Origin of the sequence: Defluviimonas sp. D31 (genome assembly GCF_033436765.1) — a bacterium.
Taxonomy (GTDB): domain Bacteria; phylum Pseudomonadota; class Alphaproteobacteria; order Rhodobacterales; family Rhodobacteraceae; genus Albidovulum.
The window spans coordinates 277,475-294,006 of record NZ_JAWQFN010000001.1; the positions used below are offsets into that span (position 1 = coordinate 277,475).

Annotated in this window: 13 protein-coding genes; 3 read left to right on the top strand and 10 right to left on the bottom strand. The window is 67.4% G+C overall.

Annotated elements, in window-relative coordinates:
• Positions 1-74 precede the first annotated feature (74 nt).
• Positions 75-704, top strand: a complete 630-nt coding sequence (locus R5H32_RS01365; protein ID WP_318336887.1) for a class I SAM-dependent methyltransferase — start codon at positions 75-77, stop codon at positions 702-704.
• A 50-nt stretch (positions 705-754) separates the two neighbouring features.
• On the opposite strand, the gene R5H32_RS01370 is transcribed toward R5H32_RS01365, so the two are convergent.
• The 5 genes from R5H32_RS01370 to R5H32_RS01390 form a co-directional block, all read right to left on the bottom strand.
• Positions 755-3,193 (bottom strand): FAD-dependent oxidoreductase, encoded by a 2,439-nt coding sequence (locus R5H32_RS01370; RefSeq protein WP_318336888.1) that lies wholly within the window; start codon positions 3,191-3,193, stop codon positions 755-757.
• On the bottom strand, positions 3,190-4,077 hold the full coding sequence (locus tag R5H32_RS01375) for a phosphotransferase (RefSeq protein ID WP_318336889.1): 888 nt from the start codon (positions 4,075-4,077) through the stop codon (positions 3,190-3,192). Before R5H32_RS01375 ends, R5H32_RS01370 begins: the two co-directional genes overlap by 4 nt.
• Positions 4,078-4,155: 78 nt before the next feature.
• Positions 4,156-6,156 carry an ABC transporter permease gene (locus R5H32_RS01380; protein WP_318336890.1) on the bottom strand — a complete coding sequence of 667 codons (2,001 nt, stop codon included), beginning with the start codon at positions 6,154-6,156 and terminating at the stop codon, positions 4,156-4,158.
• A 1-nt stretch (position 6,157) separates the two neighbouring features.
• Entirely contained in the window at positions 6,158-7,192 is a 1,035-nt protein-coding gene (locus R5H32_RS01385) for a glycine betaine/L-proline ABC transporter ATP-binding protein (protein ID WP_318336891.1), read from the bottom strand.
• 66 nt (positions 7,193-7,258) lie between these two features.
• Positions 7,259-8,224 (bottom strand): ABC transporter substrate-binding protein, encoded by a 966-nt coding sequence (locus tag R5H32_RS01390; protein ID WP_318336892.1) that lies wholly within the window; start codon positions 8,222-8,224, stop codon positions 7,259-7,261.
• 232 nt (positions 8,225-8,456) lie between these two features.
• Here R5H32_RS01390 and R5H32_RS01395 point away from each other — a divergent pair, with 232 nt between their 5' ends.
• Entirely contained in the window at positions 8,457-9,212 is a 756-nt protein-coding gene (locus R5H32_RS01395; protein ID WP_318336893.1) for a DeoR/GlpR family DNA-binding transcription regulator, read from the top strand.
• A 78-nt stretch (positions 9,213-9,290) separates the two neighbouring features.
• Here the strand turns inward: R5H32_RS01395 and R5H32_RS01400 are convergent, their stop codons facing one another.
• The 5 genes from R5H32_RS01400 to R5H32_RS01420 form a co-directional block, all read right to left on the bottom strand.
• Positions 9,291-10,679, bottom strand: coding sequence for a TRAP transporter large permease subunit (locus R5H32_RS01400; RefSeq protein ID WP_318336894.1), 1,389 nt, complete (start codon positions 10,677-10,679; stop codon positions 9,291-9,293).
• Positions 10,680-10,683: 4 nt separating this feature from the next.
• The gene (locus R5H32_RS01405) at positions 10,684-11,364 is read right to left on the bottom strand and encodes a TRAP transporter small permease (RefSeq protein ID WP_318336895.1); all 681 of its coding nucleotides are present in this window, start codon (positions 11,362-11,364) and stop codon (positions 10,684-10,686) included.
• A gap of 74 nt (positions 11,365-11,438) precedes the next feature.
• A complete protein-coding gene (locus R5H32_RS01410) occupies positions 11,439-12,446 on the bottom strand; it encodes a DctP family TRAP transporter solute-binding subunit (protein ID WP_318336896.1) in 1,008 nt (335 codons plus the stop codon).
• A gap of 229 nt (positions 12,447-12,675) precedes the next feature.
• Positions 12,676-13,905 carry a sigma-54 dependent transcriptional regulator gene (locus R5H32_RS01415; RefSeq protein WP_318336897.1) on the bottom strand — a complete coding sequence of 410 codons (1,230 nt, stop codon included), beginning with the start codon at positions 13,903-13,905 and terminating at the stop codon, positions 12,676-12,678.
• Positions 13,902-15,626 (bottom strand): sensor histidine kinase, encoded by a 1,725-nt coding sequence (locus R5H32_RS01420; protein ID WP_318336898.1) that lies wholly within the window; start codon positions 15,624-15,626, stop codon positions 13,902-13,904. Before R5H32_RS01420 ends, R5H32_RS01415 begins: the two co-directional genes overlap by 4 nt.
• 188 nt (positions 15,627-15,814) lie before the next feature.
• On the opposite strand from R5H32_RS01420, the gene R5H32_RS01425 reads away from it, so the two are divergent.
• Positions 15,815-16,444 carry an XRE family transcriptional regulator gene (locus R5H32_RS01425; RefSeq protein ID WP_318336899.1) on the top strand — a complete coding sequence of 210 codons (630 nt, stop codon included), beginning with the start codon at positions 15,815-15,817 and terminating at the stop codon, positions 16,442-16,444.
• Positions 16,445-16,532 lie beyond the last annotated feature (88 nt).

Consider the following 16,532-nt stretch of genomic DNA (forward strand, 5'->3'; position numbering starts at 1 on the left):
CCGTTCCCGCACAAAGGATTTCACATTCCATGCCCTGCGGCTATCATCCGCCCGACCTTCAGGGGATCCGATCCATGGGCGAGAGCAAGCATCAGGGCCATCTCGGCGCGGTCTACGGCGCGGCGAACGCAGAGGAGGTCGCGCGACTCTATGACGGCTGGGCCGAGAGCTACGAGGCCGAGATGGCCGCCGCCGGCTACCGCCACCCGACGGTTTGCCTCGCGCTTCTCGCCCGCCACCTGCCGCGCGGCGCGGCCCCCCTGCTCGATGCCGGCGCCGGCACCGGGCTCCTCGGCGAATGGCTCGGGATTCTCGGCTATCCCGAGGTCGAGGCGCTCGACCTGTCCGAAGGCATGCTCGCCATCGCCGCGCGCAAGGGCGTCTACACCAGGCTTCACCGCCTCGCCCTCGGCCAGTCCCTGCCCTTCGCCGACGGCGCGTTCGCGGGCGTCGTCTCCGCCGGCGTCTTCACCTCTGGCCATGTCGGCGCCGAGGGCCTCGACGAACTCGTCCGCATCTGCCGGCCGGGCGGCGTCATCGTGCTCACCGTCAAGACAACACTCTGGACGGCGGGCTTTTCCCAACGCGTAGCCGCTCTCGCCGCCGCCGTCTCCCTCGCCGAGGAAACCGCGCCCTACGTCTCGATGCCCGGCGAGGCCGGCACAGTCCCGAGCCTCGCCATCGTCCTGCGCCGCGAACCCTGACCCCTTCATCTTGCCGAGAATGTCCCCGCCGGAGGCAAGCAACACCCGCCTCATGCGCGCACCCTGAGATTGCCGGGATCATGGAAGGGCGCGAGCCCGATCTCTGCCGGAAAGACCTCGTTCGCGACGACAAGTTCGTAGCGCCCCAACATCAGGAAATCGTCGGTCACGCCCCCCGAATGGCGCACATAGCCGTAGCCGATACTCTTGCCGACCGTGTAGCCATAGCCCCCCGAGGTCAGATAGCCCACCGCCTCACCATCCCTCAGAATCGTCTCGCGCCCCACGAGAACCGCCGCCGGATCGTCGATCGTGAACCCCGCGAGCCGCTTCGCCGGCACCTGCCCCGCCAGCGCCTCCAGCGCCGCCCGGCCGATGAAATCGGTGTTCCGGTTCAGCTTCACCGCCCAGCCGAGCCCAGCCTCGAAGGGCGTGTCGGCCGGCGTGATATCGGCCGACCAGGCGCGGTATCCCTTCTCAAGCCGCAGGCTCTCGATCGCGCGGTAGCCCACGGGGCGGATCCCCGCGCCCGCGCCCGCCGCCATCAGCGCGTCGAAAACCGCGACGGTCGCGTCGATCGGCACATGCAATTCCCAGCCAAGTTCGCCCACATAGGTGATGCGGAGCGCGCGGACCCTGGCCCCGGCCACCTCGAGCTCTCGCACATGGCCGAACGGGAAACCCTCGTTCGACACATCCGCATCGGTGACCCGCGCCAGCACGTCACGCGCCTTCGGCCCCATCAGCGACAGCACCCCCCAGTCCTCGGTCACGTCGCGGATCGCGACATCGCCCTCCGGCAGATGCTCGGCGATCCAGGCGAGGTCATGGGCCCTGAACCCGGTTCCGGTGACGATGTAGAACCGGTCCTCGGCAAGCCGCGCCACCGTGAGGTCGGCCTCGATGCCGCCACGCGAGTTCAGAAGCTGGGTATAGGTCAGCCGCCCCGGCGCCCTGGCCACGTCGCCCGAAGAGACATGATTCAGCGCCCGCGCTGCGTCCGGGCCCGTCACCTCGTATTTCGCGAAAGAGGACTGGTCGAAGATTCCGACCGCCTCGCGCACATGGCGATGCTCGGCGCCGACATGGGGGAACCAGTTCTGCCGCCCCATCGCATAGACATCGCGCGGCTCCACCCCCTCGGGCGCGAACCAGTTCGGCCGCTCCCATCCGAGCTTCGAGCCGAAGACCGCCCCATGCCGTTTCAGCCGCTCATAAAGCGGCGAGACGATGCGCGGCCGGCCCGAAGTGTATTCCTCGTGCGGATAGGCGATGGTGTAATGCTTGCCATACGCCTCGCAGGTCCGCGCCGAGACCCAGTCACGGTCCCGGTGCAGCCCCGAGAAGCGGCGGATATCGACCGACCAGAGATCCAGGGGCGCCTCGCCCCGGATCGCCCATTCCGCAAGCACCCAGCCGGCACCGCCGCCCGAGGCGATGCCGAAGGCGTTGAAGCCCGCGCCGACGAACATGTTGGCGCATTCCGCCGCACGTCCGAGAATGAAATTCCCATCCGGCGTAAAGCTTTCCGGCCCGTTGATCATCTGCTTGACGCCGACCTCGGCCAGCGCCGGAACGCGTTCGATCGCCTGCACCAGATGCTGCTCGAAATGGTCGTAGTCATCCTCGAAGAGGTGGAACTGCCAGTCGTTCGGGATGTCGCCCGTGGACAGGGGCTGCGGGTTCGGCTCGTAGCCCCCCATGACCAGCCCGCCGACCTCCTCCTTGAAATAGGTCCGCCGGTCGGGGTCGCGCAGGGTCGGCGCGTCGGCGGCAAGCCCCGGCACCGTCCCGGTGACGATGTACTGGTGGCGCACCGCCTGCAACGGCACGTTGATCCCGGCCATCGCGCCGACCTGCCGCGCCCATTGCCCGGCGCAATTGACCACCGTCTCGCAAGCGATCGCGCCCTGGTCGGTCTCGACATGGGTGATCCGCCCCCCCGCCATCCGGAAGCCCGTGACCCGCACCCCTTCGAAGATCCTCGCACCATGCATCCGCGCCCCCTTCGCGAGCGACTGGGTGATGTCGGAGGGCGAAGCCTGCCCGTCGGTCGGCAGCCAGCTTGCGCCCACGAGGTCGGAGACCTCCATCAGCGGCCACATCCGCTTCACCTCCTCGGGGGGGATCAGATGCATTTCCATCCCGAAGGACCGTGCCGTGGTGGCGAGCCGCTTGTACTCGGTCCAGCGGTCCGCGTTGGTGGCAAGGCGCAGGCAGCCGGTCATCTTCCAGCCGGTCTCAAGCCCGGTCTCGGCCGCGAGCCCCTTGTAAAGCTCGACCGAGTATTTCAGCACCCGGGTGATCGCCGCCGAGGAGCGGAGCTGGCCGACGAGCCCCGCCGCATGCCAGGTGGAACCGGAGGTCAGCCGCCCCTGCTCCACAAGCACGACCTCGGCGCGGTGATCGCGGGCGAGGTGATAGGCGGTCGAACAGCCGATGATGCCGCCGCCGATGACGACGATCCGGGCGTGAGAGGGAAGCGTCATAGCGGCACCTTTCCGTGGCGGCCCTGATAGCGGTCGAGCGCGGCGTCGAGCCGGCCGAGATAGTCGCGCGCATGGGCGTCGTAATCGGCCCCCGGTGCGGCAAGGAAGATCTCAGACACCATCGCCCACATAGCCTCTCGCGCGAGCGAGGCGCATTGCATCGCGTCGAAGGCGCGGATCATCGCGACCTCCGGCACCGCGCCGAAATAGGCGCCCAGCAAAGCCTCCGCCGCCTCCGAACCCATCCCGGCATTGGAGGCCGCCCCGGCAAGGTCGAACATCGCCGTTCCGAAGCCCGCGTATTCGTAGTCGATGAGCCAGAGCCGCCCGTCCGCATCCTCGAGGAAATTCGCGGGCAAGAGATCGTGATGGCCGTAGACGATCGGCAGGGGCAACTGGGCCGCCTCCATCGCCGCCGCGAGCCCGGTCAGGCGCGGCAGGTCCGGCGCGAAGCGGCTCTTCCGCTCGGCGAGCACCCGCGCATAGTCGCGGATCACGTGGAAGACCCAGAAAAACGCTGCCGCGCCGGAGACTTCGAACGGCATCTTCGCGTGGAACTCCCGCAGGTAGCGCCCCACCCGGCCGGGATCGTCCGCAACCTCCGCCTCGCCCCAGGTCCGCGCCGCGACGAAAGCCGAGACCATCACACCGGGCCCTGCGAATTCCACCTCCGGCGCGAAGCCCGCCCGGTGCGCCGCCCGCGCAGCCATCACCTCGTTGGCGCGGCTCACGTGGTGAAAGGGGAAATCCTCGCCGAACCGCACGACATGGGAACCGGCCGCGTCCACCACCTTCCAGCTCTCGTTCGACAGCCCCCCGACCAGCGGCTCGGCAACGATCTCGCCCCGCCAGCAGGGCAGCGCCCGGATGCGATCAAGTGCCACCGCCCGCCCCTTCTTCATTGTCCCAAATACCCCAGCCGGAGGCTCCCGCACCCGCCACACGTGCGCCGCCCGCAAGCCTCATGCCGCCCCCTCCTCGAGCCCGAGCCGCGCCCGCGCGGCCCGCGCCCCGGCATGGATCAGCCGGTCGGTTATGATGGCGATGAAGGCGACCGCGAGCCCGGCGACGAGCCCCCGCCCCGGATCGGCCTTGGTGAGCGCGATATAGACCTCCTGGCCGAGGTCGCGGGTACCGACGAGCGCGGTGATCACCAGCATGGACAGCGCGAACATAACGGTTTGGTTCAGCCCCAGAAGGATCTCCGGCGCCGCGAGCCTGAGCTTGATGCGCCAGAGGATCTGGCGCGGCGTGCAGCCCATTGCGCGACCAGCCTCGAGAAGCCGCGGATCGACGCCCTGGAGCCCGAGCACCGTGTAGCGGATTGCCGGTGCCACCGCATAGGCCACGACCGCGATCATCGCGGTGAAGTCGCCGACCCGGAAGAGCATCACCGCTGGCATCAGATAGACGAAGGACGGCAGCGTCTGGAGCGTGTCGATCACCACCCGCACCACGGTCCAGAGCCGCTCGCGCTCGGCCGCGAGGATGCCGATGGGCACCCCGATCAGCATCGCGAACATCACCGAGATGCCGCAGAGATAGACGGTGATCATCGCCTTCTCCCACTGCCCGGTCGCGGCGATGAGACCGGCGAGGACCGCGACCAGCGCCGCAAGCCGCCAGCCGCCGAGCCGCCAGCCGGCGTAGCCGAGTAGACCCGCGACGCCGAGCCAGGGCAAGCCGAGCAGGAACCGCTTGAACGGCACCAGAAGGTTCAGCAGGACCGCGTTCTTCACCGCCTCGATCGTGTCGAAGAAGTTGACGTTGATCCAGGCCACGACGTCGGACCAGAAGCGCCCGGTGGAAAGCTCCGCCGCTTTCGGGTAGCTCTGCACCGCCGGCAGGACGAGCCCTACCAGCCCCGCGATCAGGATCGTCGCGAGCGCGCCCGCCAGATAGGGGTGACGCTCGACGATGTTCCCCGTCGCGACCGTTCCCGCCTTGCTCACCGCGAACGCCTGGCTCAGCCGGTCGAGCGCCACGGCGAGCGCCACGATGGCGAGCCCGGCCTCGAGCCCGGCGCCGAAATCGAGCCGCCGCAACGCCGCCAGCACGTCGAAGCCAAGCCCGCCGGCGCCGATCATCGAGGCGATGATGACCATGTTGAGGGACAGCATGATGACCTGGTTCACACCCACCATCAGCGCCGGCATCGAGGCCGGCACCATCACCCGCCAGAGCATCTGGCGCCGCGAGCAGCCGACCATGCGGCCGAGATCGGTCAGCTCTCCAGGCACCCGCGTGAGCGCGAGATGCGTGATCCGCGTCATCGGCGGCATCGCGTAGATCAGCGTCGCCACCACCGCCGCGGTCGGTCCAAAGCCGAAGAGAAAGAGAATCGGTACCAGATAGGCAAAGACCGGGATCGTCTGCATGAGGTCGAGGACGGGCCGGATCGCCCGCTCGAACACCGGGCTCCGCCAGGCGAGGATGCCGAGCGCGCCGCCGCCGAGGACGCCCAAAGGCACCGCGACAAGGATCGAGGCGAGCGTCACCATGGCACTTTGCCACTGGCCGAAGACCGCGATGAAGCCGAGGCAGGCCGCGACCAGGGCCGCAAGCCGCCAGCCGCCCGCGCGAAGTCCGACGAGCGCGAAGACGACGATCACCGCGACCCACGAGAGGGGCGGCGTGATCTGCACGGCCGCCGAGCCCTCGCCCTTGAGGAACCCGGTCGAGAGAAGGCTGAGCACGATCCGGTAGGGAAAGTCGATCACCGCGGCGATGAACCGGGTGAACTCGGCGAAGGTGAAGAGGCCGAAGGTCGCCTCGTTCAGGAGCCATTTGGTGAAACCGGTGATCCAGCGCGCCGCCGGGACGGTCCAGCCGCGCGGATAGTCGAAGGCCCAGGGCACGAGCCCCGCCCCGAACTTCCAGAGAATAAGGAACGCCAGAAGCGCCACCGCCCAGCCGGACCAGCGCGGCAGAAGGGGGCGGGCAGGAAGGGCGGCGGTCTCCATCTCAGCCCCCGAGCATCAGGTCGAGGACGTCGGCCCGGTGCAGGTGGCCGAGCGTCGCGCCCTGCCCGTCCGTGACCCGGAGCCGCTCGGTGCCGTTTAGGAAAAGCGGCGCGGCCTCGGCCACGGTGAGCCCGGCGGCCACCTCCGAGACCGGCTCCTCGCCCTCGGCCGCGCGCATCGCGCTTGCCACCCGCACCACCTTGGCGCGCGGCACGGCGCGGGTGAACTCGCGCACATAGTCGGTCGCGGGCGATACGACGATCTCCTCCGGCGTGCCCTCCTGAACGATCGCCCCGTCCTTCATGATCGCGATACGGTCCGCGAGCCGGATCGCCTCGTCGAAATCGTGGGTGATGAAGACAATGGTCTTTTGCAGCACCGATTGCAGGCGGATGAACTCATCCTGCATCTCGCGCCGGATCAGCGGATCGAGGGCCGAGAAGGGCTCGTCGAGAAACCACAGTTCCGGCTCCACGGCGAGCGAGCGGGCGATCCCCACCCGCTGCTGCTGGCCGCCCGACAACTCGCGGGGAAAGGCGCCCTCGCGCCCGCCGAGTCCGACGAGCTCGATCATCTGCCGCGCCCGCGCCTCGCGCTCGGCGCGGGGCGCGCCCTGCACGTCGAGCGGGAAGGCCACGTTGTCGAGCACCGTGAGATGCGGCAGCAGCGCGAAGTGCTGGAACACCATGCCCATCTTGTGGCGCCGGATCATCGTCATCTCGGCCTCGCTCGCGGCGAGAAGGTTCTGGCCGTTGAACAGCACCTCGCCCGAGGTCGGCTCGACGAGCCGCGACATGAGCCTGACGAGCGTCGACTTGCCCGATCCCGACAGCCCCATGATGACGAAGATCTCGCCCGCTGCGACCGAGAGCGAGACGTCGCGCACCGCCGGCACGACGCCCGCCGCGATCAGACGCTCCGGCGCGGGATCTGGTCCGAGCGACGCAAGCACCTCGGCCCCGCGCGCGCCGAAGAGCTTCCAAAGATGGCGGCAGACAAGCTTGGCGTCGCGGGTCTCGGGCGTCTTATCGGTCATGTCCAGTCCGCTCGAAGGATGGCCCCGCCCGCGCCGCAGCCTGGCGCGGGCGGAGTAGTCTGACACCTACTGGCCGATCCAGCCTTTCCAGCGCCCCTCGTTCTCTGCCATCCAGCCGGCCACGACCTCCGAGACGGACTTTCCGTTGAGATCGACATCGGTGATCATCGCGCCCATCTCGTCGTTCTCGATCGTAAAGGCCTGGATCGCCGCGTAGGCGCCCGGCCACTTGTCCTTCACGCCGGCCCAGCCGACCTTCCAGATCTCGCCGAAGGGCTTGCCGCAATCATAGGCCATGTCGGGGTTCCCGCCCCAGGCCGGGTCGTTGTAGCACTCGGCCGTGTATTCCGGGAACTCGACCCATTCGCCCTCGTATTTTGCCGGGGCCCAGTGCGGCGCGTAGATCCAGAGCATGATCGGCGCCTGGCGCTGATAGGCGCTTTCCAGTTCGGCGAAGAGCGCGGCATCGGTGCCCGCATGGATCACCTCGAACGGCAGGCCGAGCGATTCCGCCCGCTCGTCGTCGAACCCGCCCCAGGTCACCGGCCCGCCGAGATAGCGGCCCTTCGGCGCGGTCTCGGCGGTGGAGAAGGCCTCGGCGCAGGCCGCGTCCAGAAGCGCCTCCCAGTTCGGCAGGCCGGGGCATTTCTCCTTCATGTAGGTGGGATACCACCATTCCTCCTTGGCCTTCATGCCGGTCGGGCCGATATTCTCGACCTTGCCGGTCGCGGTCGCGGCATCCATCGCGTCGCGGCCCGTCGTCTCCCACATCTCCATCGCGACATGCAGATCGCCGGTCTCGAGCCCTGCGAACTGCGCGAGATAGTCGGCCTGGACGTACTCCACGTTGTAGCCCGCCTGCTTCAGGATCTCGCCCATCAGTTCGGTGGTGATGAGCTGGCCGGTCCAGTCATGCAGCGTGAGCTTGATCGGGTCGGTCGATTCCTGCGCCATCGCCAGCGTCGCCAGCGCCGAGGCGGCCACCCCGCCGATCAGGCCGCGGACCAGAGCATTCGATCGTGTCTTGAACATCGTGAACTCCCTGTTCTGCCGGCCGTGCTCGAAGCCGGCCGGTCTCATGGAACGGTCGTTCGCGGGCGCCGTCGCAGCCGCCTGCCCCGTCCCCTTCCCCAAGTAGGCGGCGGATTGGCGATTCGATCAATCCGCTTTGTGGTTTTTTGTGTTTTTAGTGCCCGCATTGCGCCCGTTTCTTGCGCGCTTCCCCGCACTCGCCTAGACTCTCGGCAGAGCCGGAGCGCCGAAGATGCTGTCCAAACGCCATGCCGACATCCTGAAGATCCTCGAACACGAGGGCTCGGTGACGATCGCGGCCCTTGCCCGTCAGCTCGGCGTGTCGCTCGAAACCGTGCGACGCGACGTGAAGCCCTTAACCGAGACCGGCGCGCTGGTGCGCGTCCACGGCGCGGTCGGGCTCGCCGGGCAGCTCGGCGAGGCACCGTTCCAGAAGCGGATGCGCGAGAACGCCGAGGCCAAGAAGGCGATCGCCCGCACGCTCGCGGCAACGATACGCGACGGGGAATCGGTGATGTTCGACACCGGCACAACGACAAGTTACGTAGCGCGCGAACTAACCGGCCACCGGCGGCTGACGGTGGTGACCAACTCCTCCGACATCGCCCGCACGCTCGCCACCGTGAACGGCAACCGGGTCTACATGGCGGGCGGAGAGCTGCGCTCCGATTCCGGGGCGGCCTTCGGCAAGTCGGCGCTCGACTTCATCGCCAGTTTCACCGTGCACCACGCGGTGATCTCGGCCGGCGCGGTCGATGCCTCGGGCGTGATGGACTACGCGCTCGAGGAGGCGGAGTTCGCCCGGCTCGTGCTCTCGCGCGGAGAGCGTCGGGTCGTCGTGACCGACCACACGAAGTTCGGCCGCCGCGGCCTCATCTCGGTGGCGGGCTTCGCCGATATCGGCGAGATAGTCACCGACCGCGCACCGTCCTCCGAGATCTCGTCCGCACTGGAAGCAGCGGGCGCCACGCTGACCCTGGCACGCTAGGCAGTCATAAGGTTTGATCGCGAACGAAAAAGCCCGGCGCCGAGGCGCCGGGCATTCTCATGTCTGCGGTCTTCCGCTCTACTTGATGACCGTCTCCGGTCCCATGACCTGCGTCGGCAACCAGGTCGAGAGTCCGGGAACATAGGTCACGATGATCAGGAAGACGAAGAGCACCACGAGGAAGGGCAGCGCCGCCTTCACGACCCGCATCATCGACATCCCGGCGACGCCCGAGGTGACGAAGAGGTTGAGGCCCACCGGCGGCGTTATCATCCCGATTTCCATGTTCACAACCATGATGATGCCGAGATGGATCGGGTCGACGCCGAGCGAGATCGCGATCGGGAACACCAAGGGCGCGACGATCAGGATGAGGCCCGAGGGCTCCATGAACTGGCCGCCGATCAAGAGGATCACGTTGACGATCACGAGGAACATGATCTTGCCGAAACCCGCGCTCAGCATCGCTTCCGCGACCTGCTGCGGGATCTGCTCGTCGGTCAGAACATGCTTCAGGATCAGCGCGTTGGCGATGATGAACATGAGCGTCACGGTGAGCTTGCCGGCCTCGAAGAGCGTCGCCTTGGTGTCGCGGTGGAAGAAGGCGGTGACCAGAGAGATCGGCTTCTGGATCAGGCTCAGGTTGCCGCCCTCGCGGGCAAGCGGCCCCATGTCGCGGTAGATGAAGGTCGCGACGATGAAGGCCCAGATCGAGGCGACGGCGGCGGCTTCCGTCGGCGTGAAGATCGCCGAGGTGATGCCGGGGATGCCGTAGAGACCGACCATGATGATCACGATCAGCATCAGGCCCCAGAACGCCTCGCCGAAGCTGTCGAAGACCTCGCCCCAGCCCTTCCACTCGCCCTTGGGCATCTTCTTCCAGATCGCCCAGACCAGGATCGTGGCCATCAGCATGCCGCCGGCGAGAAGCCCCGGAAAGACGCCCGCAAGGAACATCCGGCCGACCGAGACGTCGGTCGCGGAGGCATAGACGACCATGACGATCGAGGGCGGGATCAGGATGCCGAGCGTGCCGGCGTTACAGATCACGCCCGCCGCGAAGTCCTTGGAATAGCCCACCTGCCGCATCGCCGCGATGACGATGGAGCCGATGGCGACCACGGTCGCGGGGCTCGACCCGGAGAGCGCCGCGAAGAGCATGCAGGCGAAGACGCCGGCGATGGCGAGGCCGCCCGGAAGATGGCCGACGCAGGCGATCGAGAAGCGGATGATCCGCTTGGCCACGCCGCCCGTCGACATGAAGGACGAGGCAAGGATGAAGAACGGGATCGCCAGGAGCGTCGAATGGCCCTCCATCGCGTTGTAGAGCGTCTGCGCGATCGAGGCGAGAGAGGTGTCGGAGAACCACAGGAGGAACAGCGTGGACGACAGGCCGAGCGAGATCGCGATCGGCACGCCGACCAGCATGAACCCGATGACCATGAAGAATAGCAGGACGACTTCCATGGCCTTATTCCTCGTAATTCATGTGGCGGACATCCTCGACGGCGTCCTCGGCTTCGTGGCTCACGATCAGGCTTTCACGGGTGCCCGTGACGATCCCCCAGGTCGCCTGGATCAGGCGGAAGAGAAGGAGCGCACAGCCGATCGGCAGCATCGCGTAGGGAATGAAGCGGGGCAGCTTCTCGTAGGTCTCGCCCTGATTGAACATCGGCTCGATGAAGCGAAGCCAGTCCGGCATCGGGATCTGCTCGGTCTCGTACCAGGCCTGGTCGCGGGTCTTGATGAAGCCCTCGGGGAACCAGCGTCCGCCGGTCTGCTCGAAGCCGCCGAACGGCGCCCAGTAGTCCCAGGCGCCCTTCATCAGAAGGAACGCATAGGCCAGGCAGCAGGCGGCGGCGACCAGCGCCAGGATTCTCCGGCCGCGATGCGGCAGAAGGTTGATGATCGCGTCGACGCCCAGATGGGCGGTGACCTTGACGGCATAGGACATGCCGAAGAGCACCAGCCAGGCGAAGAGCGCCGTGGTCAGTTCCAACCCCCAGATCAGCGAGGAGTTGAAGACGTATCTCAGGATCACGTTGATGAAGGTGATCACCGTCATCAGGCCGAGAAGCACCGCGATCACGGTCTCCTCGAATTCATGCACGACGCGGCCGAGCGCCGTTGCGGGTTCGTACTTGCCGCTCATCGTCTCCTCCCCCTTTGAAAATGGGCCCGGCCATCCCGTGCCGGGCCCTGTCGTCACCGCTCGCGAGTGGTGGCTCAGCTGCCGGCGTTGAAGGCCAGCGCGGCGTCGATGTTTTCCTGGCCGATGCCCTCGACGAACTGCTCCCAGACCGGCTTCATCGCGTCGACCCAGGCCTGGCGCTGCGCGTCGTCGAGCTCGCGGATCACCCCGCCGTTGTCGAGGATCGCCTGGCGCGCCTCGGCATCGACCTGGGTCACGGCCGCGTTCCGCTCCATCGACACTTCGTGCAGGATCGTGGTGAGCTGGGTCCGCACGTCCTCGGGCAGGCTGTCCATCCAGTCGACCGAGGTGACGACGAGGTAGTCGAGCACGCCGTGGTTGGTTTCGGTGATGCCGTCCTGGACCTCGTAGAACTTCTGGCCGTAGATGTTGGACCAGGTGTTCTCCTGTCCGTCGACGACGCCGGTCTGCAGCGCGCCGTAGACCTCGGCGAAGGCCATCGGCTGGGGCGAGGCGCCGAGCGTCTCCATCTGCGCCACGATCACGTCCGAAGGCTGAACGCGGATCTTCAGGCCCTTCATGTCCTCGGGCATCACGACCGGCTTCTTGGCCGACATCTGCTTCAGGCCGTTATGCCAGAACTCCATGCCGAGAAGTCCGCGGCGCACCATCGATTCCTTCATCGCCTGGCCCTGCTCGGAAGCTTGGAACGCATCGACCGCCTCGATGTTCTTGAACACGAAGGGAAGGTCGAAGATCTGGAACTGCTTGGTGAAGGCTTCGAACTTGGACAGCGACGGCGCGGCGAACTGGACGTCGCCCTGCAGCATCGCCTCGAGCACCTGGTCGTCATCGTAGAGAGTGGAGTTCGGATAGACCTCGACACAGGCCTTGCCGTCCATCTCGGCGTTCACGCGGTCGGCGAACATTTGGGCGGCGATCCCCTTGGGATGCTTGTCGGAGTTCGTCACATGGGCGAACTTCATCACGATCTCGCCCTCGTCGCAGCCCGCCGAGGCAAAGGCGGCGCCGGCCGAAAGCGCGAGCGCGATCGCGGTCATGGTGGTGGTGATGGTCTTCATCGGTTTCCTCCCGTTTTGACAATCCAGTGCAGTCACGCCGCGAAAACGGCGCCCGCATACAGGGAAGCGGCGGAAAGCCGCACCCGCAACAGATTGTTTTTCGAGGGGTATTGAAGGCGTTTTACTGATTTTTATTAATGCCTTAAACCCCAGCTCTAATTCAGGGAAAATCCACACCGGGCGGATCGTCACACAACTGTTACCGCCGACTGTGCGGAAATCCGCACAGTCAGCTCCGGTAGTCCTCGGCGCGAATCCCGTGCCGGGTGAGCTTGTCGTAGAAGGTCTTGCGCGGCAGCCTGAGTGCCGCCGCCGCCTCGGTTGCGTTGCCGCCGTGGCGCGTCAATGCCTCGATCAGGAGCGAGCGCTCGACCCGCGCCATCTGCCCGGCGAGGCCGGGATCGCCTTCGTCCTCGTTGCTGTCGCTGAGGCCCATCGCGAAGCGCATCGCGGCATTCATCAGCGCACGGGCGTTGCCGGGCCAGTCCTCGGCCATCAGGCCGGCGATGACCTCGGGCGTGATCGCGGGCATCGGCAGGTCGGACTGCTCGCAGGCCAGCGCGACATAGTGACGGAAGAGCACCGGGATATCCTCGGGCCGCTCCTTCAGCGCCGGAATCCGCACCCGGATCACGTCGAGCTTGTAGAAGAGGTCGGGATTGAACCGCCCCGCCGCCGCCTCGCCCGCGAGATCGCGGTAGGTCCCGGCGATGACGCGGGCGCCGGGATGAGCGTCGATGAGGTCGAGAAGCACAAACTGCGCCGCGGGCGGCAGGACCGCGACCTCGTCGAGGAAGATCGAGCCGCCCTCGGCGCGCCCGAAGGCCGCGGCAAGTGTCTCTGGCGTGGCGGAAGCGGCCGAGATCTTCTGGAAGGGGCGCATCGCGGCGGCCGAGAGCAGGTGGATCACCTCGGCCATCTTCGCGGTGCCCGCGCCCGGCGGGCCCGAGATCAGCACCTCGGCCGAGGTCCGCGCCGCCGCCCGCGCCGCCTCGCGCATCTGTTCGGAGAGGGCCGAGGTTCCTACCAGCATCCGCGCCGCCGCGTCGCCCTGGCGGATCTCGCGCTTCAGCGCGCGGTTCTCGAGAACCAGCGCGCGGGTCTTCAGCGCCTTGCCGACCACGGCGAGGAAGTCCGAGGGGCTGCACGGCTTCTCGATGAAGTCGAAGGCGCCGCCGGCCATGCCCTTGACCGCCATCGGCACATCGCCCTCCCCGGTCAGGAGGATCACCGGCAGGTCGGCGTCGACCTTGCGCGAATGGTCCAGCAGCGCAAAGCCGTCCTTTCCGGGCATGCGGATGTCGGAGACCACGATGCCCTGGAACTGCGGCGAGATATGGTCCTTGGCCTCGATGTAACTCGACGCCAGCACCGGCCTCAGCCCCGCAAGTTCCAGCGTCTGGCCCAGGGCCTCGCGCACCGCGCGGTCGTCGTCGACAAGAAGTACCCGGTCCGTCATGCCGCCTTGGTCCCCGGTTCGGCCGCGTCAAGCTCGACGACGAACTCCGCACCGCCTGTGTCGCGGTTGCGCCCGGCGATCGTGCCGCCGAAGCTCTGGACGATGCCGTAGGAGATCGAGAGACCAAGCCCCATCCCCTCGCTCGCGCCGACCTCCTTGGTCGAATAGAACGGGTCGAAGATCCTGTCCGGCTCGGCGATGCCCGGCCCGGTATCGGCGACGCCAAGCCGCACCCGCCCTGCGACGGGGGTGATCGTGATCGAGACGGTCCCGCCTTCCCCCATCGCGTCGGCGGCATTGGCCAGCAGGTTCATCACCACCTGCTGCAACCGCACCTCGCCGCCGCGCACCCAGACCGGCCGCGCCGGCGGCTTCCAGTCCACACCCACGCCGTTCGCCCTGAGCCGCGCCTCGCTGAGTTCCAGCGCATCCGCGACGACCTGGACGAGATCGACATCGCTCATGCCGTCATGCTCCTGCCGGGCGAAGGCGCGCAGGTTCTTGATGATCCGACCCATCCGCCGCGCGAGATCGTTGATGCGGCCAAGGTTTTCGGCTGCCTTCTCGGGCTGGGCGCGGTCGAGGAACAGCCCGGCATTCTCGGCATAGGAGCGGATCGCCATCAGCGGCTGGTTGAGCTCGTGGCTGATCCCGGCCGACATCTGGCCAAGCGCCGAGAGCTTGCCCGCCTGCACCAGTTCGGCCTGGGCGCGGTGGAGCTGCTCGTTGGCCTCGGAAAGCTCCCGCGTGCGCTCCTCGACGCGGGTTTCGAGCCGCGCATTGGCCTCAGCCTCAGCCGCGAGCCGCATCGCGAGCGCGCGCCGCCGCTCCAGCAGCGCGAAGCCCCCGGCCCCGATCACCAGACAGGCCGCCGCCGCCACCAGCGCCTGCAAGAGCGCCTGGCGCTCCGCCGGGGCGATGTCGACCAGCGCCTCGCCGGTCATCTCGATCACCGGCAGGGGCCGCGTCAGATGCAGCGCGCGGGCCGGCAGGTAGGGGCCGCCGTCGAGGTCCCAGACCTCGTGGCGGTCGATGTGGCGCACCTTGCGGCGCAGAAGATCAGCCGGCACCTCGCCTTCGCCCTCGGGCATGAGGTCGAGCCGCACCAGCACCAGTTCGTCGCGGTTCGACACGAAGGCGATGCCGTCGCTGTCGGTGAAGAACACGATCATGGGCTCGCCGCGCCAGATCACCTCCACCGCCTCGGTCTCGATCCGCACCACCAGCGCGCCCGCGACCGGGCCATCCGGCGAAAAGACCGGCGCGGCATAGACGAAGAGCCGCCGCCCGGTCTCGGGTTCTATCTCGTGATAGAAGCCGAGTGCGCCTTGCATCGCGCGGCGCACATAGGGCGCCGCGGAGCGGTCGCTGCCGCGCCCCGGTCCCGACGAGGCGATGACGCGGCCCGCGCCGCCAACGAGCAGGAGTTCGTCCGAGCGCGTCATATCGGCGGTGCGCCGCAAGAGCGCGTCGACCGGTTCGGCCGGCGCGGATGGGTCGAGGGCGAAGCGAAGGATCTCCGGATGGTCCGCCATCAGCACGGTCATCTCGCGGTAACGCTGGAGTTGACCAAGCAAGCGGTCGCCCGCGAGCGCGAGATCGGCGCGCCCGCGCTCCTCGAGCCGCGAAAGCGCGTCGTCGAGCGCACGCCACCAGGTGCCGGCGATCACCGCCCCCGCGAGGCTCAGAAAAATGGCTAGCGCCAGCGCGCGTCGGATCATGCCGTTCCTCCTCCGGTCCGGCACTTTACCGAAGTGCTCGCTGCAATGGCCAGCGCAATTCGTTTGCCATGCGTTCGGCCGGGCGGGCGAAAACTCGACAGGGCTTACGTTACGGAAAGAAAACTTTTTTGGCTGACAAAAATTTTTTTACTAATACAGTAGTTCCCGCCCGACTCGGAGTCGACGACTTGCCCAAACCGCAACCGCAGACGACCACCAGCATCGGACCGCTCATCCGCGCCCGTCGCCGGCAGCTGTCGATCACGCTGCAGGAGCTGGGTGAAAAGTCCGGCGTTTCGGTCGGCTATCTCAGCCAGCTCGAACGCGACAACGCGACGCCGACCCTCGGCACGCTGGCGCAGATCGCGCAGGGGCTCGGCGTCGGGCTCGACTACTTCATCGCCGCGCCGCGCCCGGCCGACGCACTCACCGTCGCCGCGGATCGGCCGCGCTTCTCGATCGACGGCTCCTCGGTCGTCTACGAGCGCATCGGCGCCGAGTTTCCCGGCAGCGAATTGTCGTCCTTCATCCTGCATGTTCCACCCGGCTATCGCTCGGAAACGGTGAGCCACGAGGGCGAAGAGATCGTCTTCGTGCTTGAAGGCAGCGTCGTTCAGGTACTCGAGGGCGAGGAGTTCCGGATGAAGCAGGGCGACAGCCTGCATTACCGCGGCAACCGCCCGCATGGATGGTACAATGACAGCGGCAGACCGGCGAAGATCCTCTGGACCGGAACGCTGGAGCTATTCCGCGGCCCGACCCGTGCCGCGCCGGTCCTGCCCTCGCTCGCCTCTGGCATGCAGGAGGGCGAGGCATGACCGGCCGTCACGGCGACCGCAACCAACACCGAAATTCCCCGGCCATCGGCCTCGCCGACAACCGGACCGGGGATGAGCCCTGCCATTC